The following is a 16,130-nucleotide window of genomic DNA, read 5'->3' as shown; positions in this document are numbered from 1 at the left end:
CCTATTATAGATGAATTTTCAAAAAACTTAAAATACATTATACGAATAGCGTCCATAGCCGTCAGCTATTCCCCAATGAGACGATATAATTTTTCGATATAGATCCTCCGAAAGGCGGCTCTTTCCCCAAGCGTCCGCCTGTCGAGCCGCACGGAAAATCCCGACTTCTGCAGGCGGCTCTTCCACGAGGCGGACTCATCCCCTGCCAGATCGTGCGTGACATGGCGTCCGCTCGCCAGGAGGAGCGGGGCGAGCAGCACGCGCTTTTTCCCGCTCTTTTCAAGGCGATCGAGCACCATGGCGAAGTTCGGCACATCCGCCTCCTCCAGCACGCCGATGTGTACGGGAAGCCCCTCCTCATCGGCACGCTGCTGCAGCAGCGTGTAGACGGGATTGTGTCTGTGCGGCGAACCGTGGCCGAGGAGCACCGTCGCCTCTCCTTCCTGCGCTGCAAGACCGGAAAAAATCGCGGCCAAACCATGCGCAATATCATCGTTTTTCGTACCGTCTGCGCGAAAGAATACAGGCTCGCCGACCTTGAGCACGTCGAAGCGCAAAGAGAGCGCTTCCGCTTCCTTGAGAATCTTGTTTTCGTATTCCTCTCCTGGCGTCAGATGCGTCGGCTGCACATAGACTTCACGCACACCCGCCCGGCAAAGTTCTTCCAAGCGCTCCGCCAGAGAAGCCATATCGATTCCCGCCTCCTGCAGGCGGCGACGGATGAAGGCGGACGTATAAGCCTCGACAACCGTGAATTCCGGAAAGGCCTCCGCGATCTCGCGCACGATTGGTACGAGGCTTTTCTCCCGCGCCTCGGACGCACTGACGCCGAAGCTCGTGACGACGATAGCAGGGCGCATCACCCCTGCTCCTTCTTGACGATGTCAGCGATGCGGCGGCAGATCGTCTCAAGCTGCGCCTGGTCAGGGCCTTCCGCCATCACGCGGATCAAAGGCTCCGTTCCCGACGGGCGCACGAGGATGCGGCCATCGCCGCCAAGCTCTTCTTCTCCTGCGCGAATGGCCACAGCAATCGCCTCATTCTCCTCCCAGCCTTCCTTCGAAGCGACGACGACGTTGACGAGAAGCTGCGGATAGCTCTTCATCAGGGCGGAAAGTTCCGACGCCTTACGCCCCGTGCGCTTCAGCGCTGCAAGCACCTGCAGGGCGGTGATGAGTCCGTCGCCCGTCGTGCTGAAGTCAGAAAAGATGATGTGCCCCGACTGTTCGCCGCCGAGACGGTAGCCGTGCTCGCGCATGTTTTCGAGCACATAGCGGTCGCCGACCTGCGTGATCTCCGCACGCCCGCCCGCTTTCTCGATCGCCTTGTGAAAGCCGATGTTTGCCATGACCGTCGTCACGACGGTATTCCCCGCGAGCCTTCCCTTCTCCATCATGTCCTTGGCACACATGACGAGGATGTGGTCGCCGTCGATGACCTCGCCCTTCTCATCCACACACAGGCAGCGGTCAGCATCTCCGTCGTGCGCGATGCCGATGTCCGCGCCATCCGCAAGCACCGTCTTCTGCAGCGATTCAAGATGCGTCGAGCCGCAAGCCTCGTTGATGTTGACGCCGTCCGGTTCTGCATGGATCACATGCACGTCGGCGCCCAGGCGGCGCAGGACGCGCGGCATGCAGTCGTACGCCGCGCCGTTCGCACAGTCGAGCACAATCTTCAAGCCGTTGAGCTGCACGCCTGCCGTGCTCTGCACGAAGTCGATGTACTCGCGCACATATTCCTTGCGGCGCTTGATGCGGCCGATGTTCTCACGCGTCGCACGCGGCAGCTTCTCGCCCGCCTCGATGCGGCGCACGAGGCTTTCGATCTCGTCCTCCACAGCATCGGGCAGTTTGTAGCCATCGCCGCCGAAAAATTTGATGCCGTTGTCGTAGAAGGGATTGTGCGACGCCGAGATGACGATGCCCGCAGCCGCCTTGTGTGTCCTCGCCAGATAGGCGATAGCGGGCGTCGGGCAGACGCCGACGATCTCGACGCGCCCTCCGGCCGAGCAGATGCCCGTCGCGAGAGCGGACTCGAAAAGGTTGCCCGAGATGCGCGTGTCGCGCCCAATGATGATCAAGGGATTTTGCTGCACCTTCTCGCCGAAGTACAGGGCTGCCGCCCAGCCGAGACGATATGCCAACTCCGGGCAGAGCGCCACGTTTGCTTCTCCGCGAACACCGTCCGTACCAAAAAGTCTTGCCATGAAATTCTCTCCTATTCTTCATCGCCCTTGGCGATCTTATTCCATAGACTCCCTTTGCTCCAAGAAAGCGATAGCCGCCTTCATGCCATCGACGGCAGCGCTCATGATGCCGCCCGCGTAGCCCGCACCCTCGCCGATGGGATAAAGCCCCAAAAGACCATGCGCTAGGAAGCTCTCCTTCTCGCGCACGATGCGGCACGGCGCAGAAGAGCGCGTCTCGACGCCCGTCAGAGGCACATCAGATGCGGAAAATCCCTTCATGCGCCCGTCGAAGGCGCGAAGAGCATCCTCGAGCGTATCCGTGACGAAGCGCGGCAGGCACTCGTGCAGATCGACAGGGCGCACGCCGGGCAAATATGTCGGCTGCACGAGGAAGTCTACCGCACCCTTTTGATGTGCAAGAAAGTCACCGACGGACTGCACGGGCGCACGGTAGTCTGCACCCGCAAGCTTGAAGGCGAGGCTCTCGCACTGCCTTTGAAATTCCATTCCTGCGAGCACCCCGCTGCCGAAATCCTTCGGGCCAACCTGCACGAGAAGCGCGGCGTTCGCCACGCCCGAATCGCGCTTGTAGCAGCTCATGCCGTTCGTCGCGACGCGGGAAAGCTCGGACGCCGCCGCAACGACCTGCCCGCCCGGGCACATGCAGAAGGAATACGCGCCCCTGCCACGCAACTTGTCCTGATACGTGAGGCTATAGTCGGCGACAGGCAGGCGCACATTCCCAGCATCCTCTCCGTACTGCGCACGATCGATGAATTCTTGGGGATGCTCGATGCGCACGCCCACGGCAAACGCCTTCGCCTCCAGAAAAAGGCCGCGTGAAAGAAGCATCTCGTAGGTGTCGCGCGCCGAATGTCCAATGGCGAAGAAAGCTGCTCCGGCCTCCACGCGCTCCTCGCCGTTGACGATGAGCGCGTGGAGCGCGCCGTCTTTCAGCTCGATGTCTGTCACTTGAGCCAAGAAGCGAATCTCGCCGCCCAGGCGGCGGATCTCTTCACGGATGTTCTTGACGATGCCGCGCAGGAGGTCGGTGCCGACATGCGGCTTGTGCAGATACTTGATCTCTTTTGGTGCGCCGGCCGCCACGAAAGCGTCGAGCACCTCGCTCACGAGAGAATCGCCGATGCGCGTCGTCAGCTTGCCGTCAGAAAACGTCCCCGCGCCGCCTTCACCGAATTGGACGTTGGAACGCACGTCAAGCGTTCCCTTCTGCCAGAAGCGCTCGATTGCCGCATGACGCGCCTCGACGTCATAGCCGCGCTCTAGGATGAGTGGTGAAAGCCCCGTGCGTGCGAGCGTCAGCGCGGCAAACATGCCGGCAGGGCCGAAGCCCACGACGACAGGACGCGCCTCGCCCGGTGCGAGCGGGGAAAAGCGTGCAAGGTCGAGCTTTTCCTCCTTTTCAGCAAGCGCAACATGACGGTCGCGCCGCAAGCGCGACAAAAGCTTTTTCTCACTGCCCTGGATGCGCACATCGAGCGTATAGAGGAAGGCGAGCGGCGCTCCACGGTAGCGTCGCGCATCGAGTGCCCTGCGCACGATGCGCACTGCAAGAATATCGTCTGGAGAAATACCCAAACGCTCAGCGGCAAGAGCTGCAAGCGGGCGTTCGTCGCTCAAGGGGACAGCATAGCTGCTGATTCGGATCATGGCGCGTCCGCTCCCTTTGCCTGTGCCTTCGGTTTCAGCTCGACCGTGACCGTGACCTCTCGATTGGAAATCGCAACACCATTGGGTATGGCAAGATGTACTATCTTCTTGCCGCTCTCCTTCATGTCCGAGATGACGATCTTCTCCGTGTCGATGCTCGCCACCTTGCTGATGAGCGCGGCCTCGCCTGCGATCTCGATCTTCGCCGGCTCAACTTGCACCTCGCCCAGAGTGAATCCCTCGGGCAGAGCATCGTCAAGGACGGGGCGAACACTGACGATCTTGCGCGTCAGCCCGCGCGCAAGCTGTACGGAAACCTCAACCGTACGCGCGAGAAGATCCACATCGTCGACTGCCTTGCCGTCGCTGTTGATCGGCGTCAACGGCACCTGCAAGGTGAAGTCGTCACGATTTCCCGAAAGGCCGACGTAGCCGATGACGCGGTCGACCTCCGCCACGCGCGACTCGGGGCCCTCGATGACCGTGGTGTTCGCCGACTGCGAAATCTTGCCCACGGTGTAGCCAGCAGACGCCGAACCTGTGACAATGAGATCGATGCGAACCGCTCGCCGCACGATCTTGTCCAAGGTGACCGAAACGGTCTCCGGCTGCGCGTCGACGAGTTCGAATCCCTGCGGCAAAACGGCCTTGACTTTAACCTCGTGCTCGCCTGAATCAAGTCCGTCAAGATCAGCGTAAGCCTTGAATCCTTCCGGCTCTGCTGAAACAAAGAAGGAGCGCGCGCCGCGCACCTTGAGTTTCACACTTTTCTCCGACTGCGTGATCTTGTATCCCTCAGGCGCATTGCGCAGCTCAACGGCAACAGTGAAGCTGCCCTCGATCTGCGGATTTTGCTCGTTCATGACGAAAAGCCAGAGCACGACGGCGACAACAAGGGCGATGATTTTTGCCGGGAGGTTGCGCTGGACGAGCGCACGCAATCGTGTCATCATTTCCCCTTCCTCCAATTCAACACCATGTCCTTGATGCCTGTCGTCTTGGGCATGAAGATAGGACGCAAGTAGGATTTCAGGTGTTCCGAACTCAGGCGGCGCACGATCCTGCCGTTCTCCGCGACGGAGACCGTACCTGTCTCCTCACTAACGACAACGATGAGGGCATCACACTGCTCAGAAAGGCCGATGGCAGCGCGATGGCGCGTGCCAAGTTCCGTGCTCAGCGTGCGATTTTCTGTCAAGGGCAGAAGGCATCCCGCCGCGATCAGGCGCTTGCCGCGTATGACGGCGGCACCGTCGTGCAAAGGTGTATTCGGGATGAAGACGTTCATGAGAAAGTCTGCCGTGATGAGACCGTCGATCTGGACGCCCGTAGCGCTGATGTCGTTGAGTCCCATCTCGCGTTCAAAGACGAGCAAGGCGCCAATCTTACGCGAAGACAGGAGCATCACCGCCTTATCAAGCTCATTGACGAGTGAGCGCGCCTCACTGTCATCGAGAAAAAGTGATTTGCCGAAGAAGCGTCCCTGTCCCAGATGCTCAAGCGTACGGCGAAGTTCCGGCTGAAATACAATGGGAAGCGCGACGAAGAGCAAGGTCAGCGTCTGCTGCAAGAGCCAGTAGATGACGTGCAGCGACAGCCAGTTGCAGACAATCGTGAGCCCCAGGAGCACGAGCAGCCCCTTCACCAATGTGATGGCGCGCGTATCCTGCAGCATCACATAGAGTTTGTAAAGAATCAATGCCACGATTAGGATGTCAAGAACGTCCAACAAGCTGATCGTCGACAAGATTCCTTGAAAGTGAATCGGAATATGGAACGGCATAAACAAAACCCCTAGAAAAGCATCCCATCATAGTTGAACATAAAACCTATTTCTTCTCGTGTGCAGGGAAATCCTTTCGAGAAAACGAATTTGCCCAAAAGACCCATTTCAAACCAAGGTGCACAGTGCACACGGTAGATTCTCCAAAATATCGGAGGCGATGAGTCCATAGCCCTTCTCCTTCGCCGCCAGATCTCCGGCAAGACCATGGATGTAGACACCTGCGAGCGGCGCAAGCCCCGCCGCCGTCTGCTTCATAAGCCCGGCAATCGCACCTGCAAGCACATCACCCGCACCTGCCGTCGCCATACCCGAATTGCCCTTCGACGTGAGGAAGACCTGTCCGTCGGGATAGACGATGATCGTGCATTCGCTCTTGACGACGAACACGGCATGATACTCGCGTGCGGCTTCACGAGTCATGTCAAGAAGCGACGTGCGCAGATCGCTGACAGCGAGTCCCAAAAGGTGTGCCATCTCGCCGAGATGCGGCGTCAAGATCGGCACGAATGCGAAACCCTTGAACGCGTCCGTCTTGCCGCAAAATGCGTAAATGGCATCGGCATCCAGAATCAAAGGCCTCTTGACGGCGGCGCAGAAATCCTGCACGAACTTCTGCGTCTCCTGCGCCCTTCCAAGTCCCGGACCGATCAGCACGGCATCGAAGCCTTCCGCCAGCGCCAGCGCCTCGCCGAGCGCCGCGATGTCAATCGCACCCTCGTCCGTCTCGGGAAGAGGTTTCGTCATGACCTCGGTCAATTTTCCCGCCATCATCTCCTGAAGACTTCTCGGCAAAGCCAACACAGCAACGCCCGCGCCGCTTCTGAGAACGGCAGAAGCGGCAAGCGCCGCCGCGCCTGTCATGCCGCGCGAACCCGCAATGACGAGGATGCGTCCGCAAGAACCCTTGTGCGCATCGAGCGGACGCGGCAGCAGGACCGGCGCTACCGTCACATCATCAAGGTAGGTCTGGCGGATCGTATCGTCTTCGAGCAAGACTTTCGGTATGCCGATGTCATCGACGAGCAGTTTTCCCGTCGCCGTTTCGCCGGCGCCAATCATATGCCCGAACTTCGGCAGTCCGAAGGTCACAGTGAGATCCGCGCGAATCGCCTCGGGAGAAGCGTTCCCCGTATCTGCCTCGACACCCGTCGGAATGTCGACGGCGATGACCGGCTTGCCGTGACCATTGACCATGCGCACGACACGCGCGGCCGCGTCGCGCAGATTGCCCTTGAATCCCGTGCCCAGGATGCCGTCGACAACTCCATCGACGAAGCGCAAAGTCACTTGCAGTTTGTCCCAATCGCGCTCCGTTTCGAGAACATGTACGACGACGCCCATCTTGATGATGATGTCACGGTTGAGCGCCGCACTCTTCGTCAGATGCGCAGGACTGCCCACGAGGAATATGCTGATCTGCGCACCATGATTCATCAGATGCCGCGCAGCGACGAAAGCATCGCCGCCATTGTTGCCGCTTCCCGCGAGCACACAGATCCGCTTGCCCGAAACGCCGCCTAGGTATTCCTCAAAAGCAGCGGCGACTTCGCGTCCCGCATTCTCCATCAGCAGAATCTCCGGTACGCCGTATTCCTCGATAGCTCTTTTATCGATCTTCTTCATCTCATCTGCCAAAGCGATCTTCATGCTTCTCCCCCTCCAGAATACATTGTGCGACGGCATATTCCCTGGCGTGACTCAAGGAAAGATGTATGCGGCGCACGCCCCTCTCCTCTGCGAGCGTCGCAAAGAACCCGAAAAGATGTACCTCGGGTGCGCCGAGCGCATCGGGCACGATCTCAACATCCAGCAACGTTCCTCGGCGCAATCCCGTACCAAACGCCTTCAAGACGGCTTCTTTACCAGCCCAGCGCGCTGCATACGACGCCTCACGACCCGCACCGCGTCCATCACAGTAAGCTCGTTCCTCCTGCGTGAAAACGCGTGCCAGGAATGCCTCTCTCCCCATCGCTTTTTTCATACGCTCGATCTCGATGATGTCCGTGCCGACTCCCAAAACCATCGCATCACCCCAGCTCACAATCCCCGCCCATCGCCAAACTGCACGGCGAGTCAGACGTTCCACAAGAAAAGCCGGCTTTATGCGGAAAGAGATAAAGCCGGCTTTCATCCACTATTCTACTGTTCCTGCCGCGCAGGTGCAGGCGCCTGCGGCTGCTCCACATTGCCGGGCGCCGTCGGGCGCATCGGCGTGATGACGGGATTCATGCCGCCGCCCGAAAGGTTGGGCGAAATGTCGGGCAGTTCAGGTTTTGCCGTCAGTGTTTCCGTCGATGAACTGTCGGGATTGAACTGGTACGTCCTGGCAATCAGAACCTCGACGCGACGGTTCTGTGACCTGCCCTCGTCCGTCTTGTTATCCGCGATCGGACGATATTCGCTATAGCCGATGGAACTGAAGCGTGCCGGATTGAGCGACGCATTGCTCGCAAAAAGGAATTTCATGAAATTCAGGGCGCGCTGTGAACTCAGTTCCCAGTTCGACGGGTAGCGCGCCGTAGAAATCGGCACATTATCCGTATGCCCCGAGATGACGACGCGCTCGGGAATCTTCGCGAGAAGGCCTGCGACGACAGGGCCGATCTTCTGCGCCTCACCTACGAGTTCCGCCGAGCCCGAGGGGAAAAGCGCCTTTTCCTTGATGCGGATCATCAAGCCGTCATCGGTCATCGTCGTGTTCAGCTCACCTTGCAGACCGTTCTGCTTGATGTAATTATCAAGTTCCTTCTGCACCTCTTCCAAAGCCTTCGCTTCTTGAATGTAGGCACTGTTACCCTTGTCTTCCGTCGCCATGCGTTCGGCATGGCGGCTTTCGCTCGGCCCCATCTGACTGAAGAACGAAGGCCCGCCCGTATTGAAAGCCGCTGTGAACGCCTGCGCCATCTGCGCCATCTTGGCCGAGTCCGTAGCGGACATGGCATAGAGGGCGATGAACGTGGCAAGGAGCAGCGTCATGAGGTCGGAATAGGGCAACAGCCAAGCCTCGCCCGCTTCTTCTTCATGCGGTGCATGCCGCTTCTTTCTTGCCATGCCTTACGCCTCCTTCTTCAGTAGATCGCGCTCCGACTGCGGAATGAAGACCATGAGCTTCGCCTCGATGGCCGTCGGTGAATCACCTGCCTGCAGAGACAGGATGCCCTCGACGATCATTCGCTTCTGACCTATCTCAGAATCTGACATGATCTTGAGTTTATTTGCCCACGGAAGCCAGAGAACGTACGCCGTATAGATACCGAGGATCGTAGCGACAAACGCGGCCGCGATGGCGTGACCGACGACGTTAACATCCGACAGGTTGCTCAGAGCTGCGATCAGACCGATAACGGCACCAAGAACACCGAGCGTAGGCGCGTAGGTACCGGCCTGCATGAGCATCAGACGCCCCAGGGAGTGACGCTCCTGCATGACAGAAATCTCAGCGTCGAGAACGTCGCTGACAAAGTCCGGATCCATGCCGTCGATGACCATGCTAAGCCCCGTTTTGAAGAACGGATCGGAGATGTCCTCGACGCGGCTCTCCAGTGCCAAGATACCTTCACGACGCGCAATCTGCGAAAGCTCGATAAAAAGCTGCAGAAGCTCACCCTTCTGATGCGAAGGCGGCGCCTGGAAAGTCATCTTGATCAACTTCGGCAGCATCTTCATCTCATCCATGCGGAAAGCCGTGAAAAGACAGGCAAACGTGCCGAGGATGATGATCATGAATGCCGCCGGATTGTTCAATGAACTGATTGGCGCGCCCTTCAGAACCATACCGCCGAAAATGGCGATGAGTCCCGACAACAGTCCGATTAGCGTTGATTTTTCCAAAAAAATCCCCCTCTTCCCTAATGGCAGAGACGCAGGGCGTCTCCTGCAACGCCGTCTGCCCACTTGCATCCAGCACCCGCAAACGATGCAGATGATTTTTGCGGCGTCTTCATCCTTGCTTGCGACCGACGGAATACGTCGGATAGAGCATCTTGGCTGCCCTTCCTCTCGCACGAAGCCCGCTCGACCTGTGCAGGTCATGACCGTCAAAACTTCATGGCAAAAGTGCAGAGCACAATCCACTGCTTAATATATATCGAAATAAATGCAAAAAAAATTCATGACTGGCTAAAGGACTTTGCCACTATTTTTCTTTGAACTTCCATCCTCGCGAATCTCAAGCCGGTACTTTAGGAAATGCTGATAAATGAAGTCGTCCAGAGGTATGAAGATGCAGGACAGAATTTATCAGTGATTCCTTTACAGTGTACACTAGATTGGTGTCGCTGTAAAGGAACATTTTCAAAAAAATTACATCTGTTTTTAATCATAAAAAATAAATTTTTCTTATTGTATCATAGATGATTTTGAAGTATGATAGATTTAACGAAAATAATTCATTTTTATGGACGACAGGGAATGGGTGGCGATCAAGCATGGAACTAAGACAACTCGAATACTTTCAAATGGCAAGCCGACTGAAAAACATCACGCGCGCCGCTGAAAGGCTTCGCGTATCACAGCCGAACATCACCGTCGCGATCAAGAAGCTTGAGGCGGAACTTGGCATCCAGCTCTTTGACCGCAGTCAGAAGCAGCTGTCTCTGACGCCCGAGGGCGCTGTATTTCTGACCCGCATTGAGCTTGCGCTGCGCAATATCCAGGACGCCGTGCTCGAAGTCAACGATTACAAACAGCTGCAGAAAGGCACGATCAAGATCGGCATCCCGTCGATGATCGGCGCCTACCTCTTCCCCAAGATTTTCTCCAGCTTCCAAAAGAAATACTCGCATCTCGACGTCTATCTCTACGAAGAAGGCTCGATGCGCATCCGCGAGCAGCTCGAGCGCGATGAGCTGGACTTTGGCATCGTCATCCTCTCCAATGCAGCGGCGAGCCTACAGACGCTTCCCATGGCGAAGAGCCAGATCGTCGCGTGCCTGCCCGAGCAGCACCCACTTGCCAAAAAAAAGGCCATCTCCCTGCACGACATCGAAGACGTGAACCTCATCATGCTCAAGGACGGTTCCTTCCTGCGAAAGCTCCTGCTCGACACCTTCAAGCAGGAAAGCATCACGCCCGACATCGTGCTCGAATCGAATCAGATCGAGACCATCAAGGGGCTGATCGCGAGCGGTGCAGGCATCGCCTTCCTGCTCGACTTCATCGTCGAGGAGACGCCCGGGATCGTGACGCTGCCCTTTGACAAGCCCGTCTTCGTCGATGTCGGGCTTGCCTGGAAGAAGGATCGTTACGTTTCCAAGGCCGCGCAGGCTTTCATCGACTTCTGCCAGAACACGCTGAAAAAAGAAAAATGATGTGCTTTCAGACGGCCGCTCCGAAGAGGGCGGTCTTTTTTTCAAAAATTTTATGGGAATTTACGGGAAATGTGCTACAATGGTAGCCGTAAACTCTGACGGACTCGAACTGTATCCGCCCACCTTGCATGAAGCAACAGGAGGAATCACCATGGCTTACATCAACGAAAACTATCTGAAACTCGCCGGCAGCTATCTCTTCCGCGAGATCGCACACCGCGTCGCTGACTATAAGGAAAAGAATCCCGCAGCCGACGTCATCTCGCTCGGCATCGGCGACGTGACGCAGCCCCTGCCGCCCGCCTGCATCGCCGCCATGCACAAGGCGGTCGACGAGATGGCTGCAGCCGAGACCTTCCGCGGCTACGGGCCCGAGCAGGGCTACGGCTTCCTCATCGAGAAAATCATAGAAAACAACTTCCCGGGACTCGGCATCGAGCCGGACGAGGTGTTTATTTCCGACGGCGCCAAGAGCGACTGCGGCAACATCCAGGAAATCTTCAGTGAAAAGGCGAAAATCGCCATCACCGACCCCGTCTACCCCGTCTACCTCGACACGAATGTCATGGCGGGACGCACGGGCGCACTGCAGAAAAACGGACACTTCTCGGGCGTTGTCTACCTGCCCTGCACGGCAGAGAACGGCTTCCTGCCCGAGCTGCCCACGGAGCATGTCGACATCATCTATCTTTGCTCGCCGAACAACCCGACGGGCATGGCGATGACGCGCGAGTCTCTCTCCCGATGGGTCGCCTACGCGCGAGAGAACGAGTCTGTCATTCTCTTCGATGCCGCTTATCAGGCCTTCATCACCGAGGACGATCTGCCGCACTCCATCTTCGAGATCGAGGGCGCGAAGGACGTCGCCATCGAATTTCGCTCCTTCTCGAAGACAGCGGGCTTCACAGGCACGCGCTGCGGCTACATCGTGCTGCCGAAGAGCGTGCAGGGCAGGAGCGCCGACGGCACGAAGAAGAGCCTCAACCCGCTCTGGAATCGCCGCCACACGACGAAGTATAACGGCACCTCCTACATCATCCAGCGCGGCGCAGAGGCCATATTCACGCCCGAAGGGAAACGAGAGACGGCGGCTGCCATTTCCTACTACCTCGAAAACGCCCGACTCATCCGCGAGGGCCTTGAATCCATCGGTCTTGAGGCATACGGCGGCGTAAACGCACCCTACATCTGGCTCAAGACGCCGCACGGACTCTCCTCGTGGGACTTCTTCGACCACCTTCTCACAGGCGCGGACATCGTCGGCACGCCGGGCGCAGGATTCGGCCCATGCGGCGAAGGATATTTCCGCCTCACGGCTTTCGGCGACCGAGAGAATACGAAGCGAGCAGTCGAGCGCATCAAGGAAAAACTGACGTTCTGACGAGAGGAGAAAGACATGCTCAAACCCCGCCTGCACGAACTCTGCATCTGCCGTCCCATATTGCAGGATGCGCTCATCGGAAAGTTCCTGTGCTTTCTGGAAAATCCCGAGAACACTTCGCACGCTTACGATTTCACCGCAGGGCTCATCGAGAAGGCGGAATTGCTCGGCCTTTCCGGAAATATCCTGCGCTCCTATTTTCTCCATGTGCTCGCTCATGTGGAAAACACCTTCGCATGCACGGTGGAACAATCTTCCGGCAATGTCGGCAACAGTCTTCGCCGCGCCTTCGTGCGCGATATGGAAATCCTCGCCGACGTCTTTCACGAGCCGCCGAGCGCCATGCTGCCATGCGACCTCCTTGACGACTACGAACCGACGAAGCGCTGCACGAGCGAAGCGTCCTCCTTCCTCCACGAACGCATAGCATCTGCGGCATCGGCAGAGGAAGTCTCAGACGCCTTCCTCGATTTTTACCGGCGTTACGGCTGCGGCGAGATTTCGAGCTGCAAGGCGTTCTCTTGGAACGACAAGGAGCACAAGCTTCAAGGCGTCGAACACTTCGAAGCGCTCCCCCTTGCCGACGTCATCGGTTACGACCGCCAGAAGAAGCAGCTGACAGACAATACGGAAGCCTTCCTGGAAGGGCGTCCTGCCAACAACGTCCTTTTGATCGGCGCGCGCGGCACGGGCAAGTCCTCCTCCGTCAAGGCTCTCGCTCACGAATACTATGGTCGCGGTCTTCGGCTCGTGCAGCTCACGAAATCGCAGCTCGGCGAACTGCCGCGCATTCTCGCGGCGCTTCGCCGATTTCCCTCCAAGCGCTTCATTCTCTTCCTCGACGACCTCTCGTTCGAGGCATTTGAGACGGAGTACAAGTATCTGAAATCCGCCATCGAAGGCGGCGTCGAGGCGCGTCCCCAAAACGTGCTCATCTACGCGACATCCAACCGCCGCCACCTCATCAAGGAAAGCTGGCGCGACCGCGATCAGGCGCAGGACGAGCTCTATCGTCAGGACAGCGTGAACGAGACCGTCTCCCTTTCCGACCGCTTCGGTCTCATCATCACCTTCCTCGCACCCGACCAAGAGCAATATCATGCTATCATCTCCCACTACCTTGAAAAGGAAGGCATCCGCCTCGCCCCCGAGGAGCTTCGCGTTCTTGCTCATCGCTGGGAGCTTGAGCACTCCGGACGCAGCGGCCGCACGGCGCAGCAATTCGTCGTGCACTATCTAGGACAAATGCGGAAATGAAGAATCCCCCTCGCTTCTCTCAAAAGAGTCGCGAAGGGGATTTTTTCCTGCGGGGCGCACGGAGCAATGCTCCATAGCTTCGGCTTTATCTGGGATCGTAAGTGCAGTAGCCGTTCTCGTCACAGTAGGGGCCGCTCTGTTCGCTGTCGCGATAGTATCTGCTACCGCAGCAATTATAGCGCTGCACGCCTGCCGTATCTTTCGCCGATGACATCGAAGCCGCAAAAACAGGAGCCGCACTCACCGCAAGCATAGCCAGAAGGGCGGCACAAAGCACCTTCTTCATAGAAATCACCTCCTATTGCCATTATACTATGAAAACATCTTCATTGCAAGGGAAGCCATGATGCGCGACAAAACGGGACAGCCTTGCAGCTGTCCCGTTTTGTATATGTATCTCAAACTTCGCAGATGAATAATCTGCTGTAACCCTTGAAATATCTATCGTCTTGGCAAATAAAATAGCATGAGCGACATCCATTTGGTATAATTTTAAGTGTCGCGAATTGTCAAGTCAAGTGCAACGTCTTTGAATAATAGACCTCGTAGGGAGTTCTGTATCCTAGACATTTGCGTGGATGTCGATTTAATTTATCAAACGCCTTTTTTCAAAAAATCATGGATCGCAACGAGCGCCTCCTCCTCGACGCCGACGGGTTTCTTGCCCTCCATGAGTGCGATCGCATTGTCCGCAGAGACATTGAACAGATCAAACATCACCGTCTGTCCGGTCATATTGTTCTTGCCCATGAGCGCAACGCGCCCGTCGGAGTCCATCGTCCCTCTCGTGAAATACAGCCCGCCGCCGGTCCTCGTACCCATCCGGTACTTCACAGCCTTTGCAAGTTGTCCGGCAAGAAAGAGCGTCCGCTCTGTCGAGTTTCCGTCCAGCGTATCCGGCATCGTCCCCGTCTTGAGGAACTTTTTCCCGTCCAGATAAAGCATGTGGTTCTCATACCGCACGCGACCGCCCGACGCCTCGCTGATGCGATCGAGTATCGCATTGTAACGCGCCAGGGGTTCCGGGTGTTGATTCAGCTTGTTGTGATGCCCCGGCTCCGGAGGGGGCGACGTCATGCGCGTCTCCATATAGACCGCGAGAGATCCCGGCGAGTAGATGTCGCTGTGCTCGAGCAGTCGAAACGCCCCCGCATCCGCCTCCATCTCCACCCTCTTGGAGTTCTGCTGCAAAAGCGCCTTGATCTCGGGGCTCCTTGAAAATGCCGTGAAGTTATCCATCAAAAGCTTCCAATCGCCGCGGTTGATATAGTCCTGGAACGAGCGATGAACGACCTCTCCGTTGTACTCGCCGTCTTCAACAACCTCCAGCATTCTGAACCAATCCCGATTGATCCAATGCGTCATCTCGTGCGCAATGATATTCGCCACCTGAGAGCGCCCATAGATGACCGTCTTATCGCCCGTTCCGTGAACCTGTGACGACACCTTATTATAGAGACATTCCTGAACCAGACCTTGGTTGATGGTAATGATGCCGCCCGGCAGATTGTGCGCATTGGACTCATTGTCCGGAATGATATACGGATATTGGAGCCCGCGCTGCGTGTCGTTCTCCCCGCTGCGCATGCGGAGCACATCGGGATTATCCTTGACGATATGATCAACGATATTGTTAATTCCCTCATCTTGATAGTGCGCTAATGCCGATTTCGCCCAAATCACATCGCCGAATTGATACTCCTGCTGTGCCGTGTACTGATACGGAGCACCGGCAAAAGCAACCGACGTCAGCGAACAAAGCGCAATGAGCACTGCGGCGACCTTTCTTGACATCATTTTAGAGATCACAGTCATTCCTCCCCTTCCTTCTCCCAAAAGCTCTTTCTCATCGAGTATTGCCCTGCAAAAGAATGCGCCGCCCTCCATCGGAGGAGGACGGCATCAATCTCACTTAGATTTTATCATTATAAAAAATCCGGCCGATTTTGTAAACCCCACCACACTCAAAAAACATTGCATCTAAGTGTCACTCCATCTCTTTTCATGATAAAGAAATCTCCCTTTTTATATTTATAAAAGCACAATATAATTGAGAAAAGAAACGTATTGAGTTATAATCAAAACAAAAGAAGGAGACCATACATGAAGTACTATGAGAAATTAAGGAAGCGCTGATAAAATGAGGTCGCCCAGATTTGCACAGATGCGCTGTATCTATCGAGGAGACAAACCGCAGGCGTAGCGGTGCTACGTCGAGGATTTGTCGACGACGAGAGGACAGCGCAGATGTGTGAAGATGGGTGGCTGAATTTATCAGTGATTCCTATTACAATAGATTTATAGATCAGGGAAGCGGTACGCGACCGCTCCTTGTCTACCTCATTACCTAAGCTGTAGAATGAGAGTGCATTGGTCTGACGCGTGATTCCTGGAACATTACGTCCGCAATTAAGTCCGTCATCCATCCTCCCATTCCCAGCAGTTCGTTTTATGCAGGTAGAACTGCGCTTCTGCACGTTCGTGTCAACCCTCAATAGATCGAATCGGCAATGAGGAGTTTGGTTTACCATTGCT

14 protein-coding genes are annotated in these 16,130 nt (G+C 56.6%); 3 read left to right on the top strand and 11 right to left on the bottom strand.

What is annotated here, in order from left to right:
• Positions 1-65: 65 nt before the first annotated feature.
• The 9 genes from HMPREF1153_RS11030 to motA form a co-directional block, all read right to left on the bottom strand.
• Complete coding sequence (locus tag HMPREF1153_RS11030) at positions 66-860, bottom strand: sirohydrochlorin cobaltochelatase (protein ID WP_009647050.1); 795 nt, start codon at positions 858-860, stop codon at positions 66-68.
• On the bottom strand, positions 860-2,209 hold the full coding sequence (gene glmM, locus HMPREF1153_RS11025) for a phosphoglucosamine mutase (protein ID WP_009647053.1): 1,350 nt from the start codon (positions 2,207-2,209) through the stop codon (positions 860-862). Before glmM ends, HMPREF1153_RS11030 begins: the two co-directional genes overlap by 1 nt.
• Before the next feature lie 36 nt (positions 2,210-2,245).
• A complete protein-coding gene (locus tag HMPREF1153_RS11020) occupies positions 2,246-3,862 on the bottom strand; it encodes an NAD(P)/FAD-dependent oxidoreductase (protein ID WP_009647027.1) in 1,617 nt (538 codons plus the stop codon).
• Positions 3,859-4,815 (bottom strand): CdaR family protein, encoded by a 957-nt coding sequence (locus HMPREF1153_RS11015; RefSeq protein ID WP_009647045.1) that lies wholly within the window; start codon positions 4,813-4,815, stop codon positions 3,859-3,861. Before HMPREF1153_RS11015 ends, HMPREF1153_RS11020 begins: the two co-directional genes overlap by 4 nt.
• Positions 4,812-5,645, bottom strand: a complete 834-nt coding sequence (cdaA, locus tag HMPREF1153_RS11010) for a diadenylate cyclase CdaA (RefSeq protein WP_009647036.1) — start codon at positions 5,643-5,645, stop codon at positions 4,812-4,814. Before cdaA ends, HMPREF1153_RS11015 begins: the two co-directional genes overlap by 4 nt.
• Positions 5,646-5,753: 108 nt before the next feature.
• Complete coding sequence (locus tag HMPREF1153_RS11005; protein ID WP_009647031.1) at positions 5,754-7,295, bottom strand: NAD(P)H-hydrate dehydratase; 1,542 nt, start codon at positions 7,293-7,295, stop codon at positions 5,754-5,756.
• Positions 7,273-7,671 carry a holo-ACP synthase gene (acpS, locus tag HMPREF1153_RS11000; protein ID WP_037370649.1) on the bottom strand — a complete coding sequence of 133 codons (399 nt, stop codon included), beginning with the start codon at positions 7,669-7,671 and terminating at the stop codon, positions 7,273-7,275. Before acpS ends, HMPREF1153_RS11005 begins: the two co-directional genes overlap by 23 nt.
• A gap of 116 nt (positions 7,672-7,787) precedes the next feature.
• Positions 7,788-8,699, bottom strand: a complete 912-nt coding sequence (locus HMPREF1153_RS10995; RefSeq protein WP_009647057.1) for a flagellar motor protein MotB — start codon at positions 8,697-8,699, stop codon at positions 7,788-7,790.
• A 3-nt stretch (positions 8,700-8,702) separates the two neighbouring features.
• Positions 8,703-9,479: a flagellar motor stator protein MotA gene (motA, locus tag HMPREF1153_RS10990; RefSeq protein ID WP_009647037.1), complete on the bottom strand. Its 777-nt coding sequence runs from the start codon at positions 9,477-9,479 to the stop codon at positions 8,703-8,705.
• Between the two features lie 596 nt (positions 9,480-10,075).
• On the opposite strand from motA, the gene HMPREF1153_RS10985 reads away from it, so the two are divergent.
• The 3 genes from HMPREF1153_RS10985 (at position 10,076) to HMPREF1153_RS10975 (ending at position 13,595) form a co-directional block, all read left to right on the top strand.
• The gene (locus HMPREF1153_RS10985) at positions 10,076-10,957 is read left to right on the top strand and encodes a LysR family transcriptional regulator (protein WP_037370641.1); all 882 of its coding nucleotides are present in this window, start codon (positions 10,076-10,078) and stop codon (positions 10,955-10,957) included.
• Between the two features lie 151 nt (positions 10,958-11,108).
• The gene (locus HMPREF1153_RS10980) at positions 11,109-12,338 is read left to right on the top strand and encodes an LL-diaminopimelate aminotransferase (protein WP_009647043.1); all 1,230 of its coding nucleotides are present in this window, start codon (positions 11,109-11,111) and stop codon (positions 12,336-12,338) included.
• A gap of 15 nt (positions 12,339-12,353) precedes the next feature.
• A complete protein-coding gene (locus tag HMPREF1153_RS10975; protein WP_009647023.1) occupies positions 12,354-13,595 on the top strand; it encodes an ATP-binding protein in 1,242 nt (413 codons plus the stop codon).
• An 85-nt stretch (positions 13,596-13,680) separates the two neighbouring features.
• On the opposite strand, the gene HMPREF1153_RS10970 is transcribed toward HMPREF1153_RS10975, so the two are convergent.
• Entirely contained in the window at positions 13,681-13,881 is a 201-nt protein-coding gene (locus HMPREF1153_RS10970; protein ID WP_009647047.1) for a hypothetical protein, read from the bottom strand.
• 308 nt (positions 13,882-14,189) lie between these two features.
• Entirely contained in the window at positions 14,190-15,392 is a 1,203-nt protein-coding gene (locus HMPREF1153_RS10965) for a M48 family metalloprotease (protein ID WP_037370639.1), read from the bottom strand.
• Positions 15,393-16,130: the final 738 nt, after the last annotated feature.

Source organism: Selenomonas sp. CM52, from assembly GCF_000292955.1.
GTDB lineage: Bacteria > Bacillota > Negativicutes > Selenomonadales > Selenomonadaceae > Selenomonas.
This window is presented reverse-complemented; position numbering and strand designations above follow the sequence as displayed.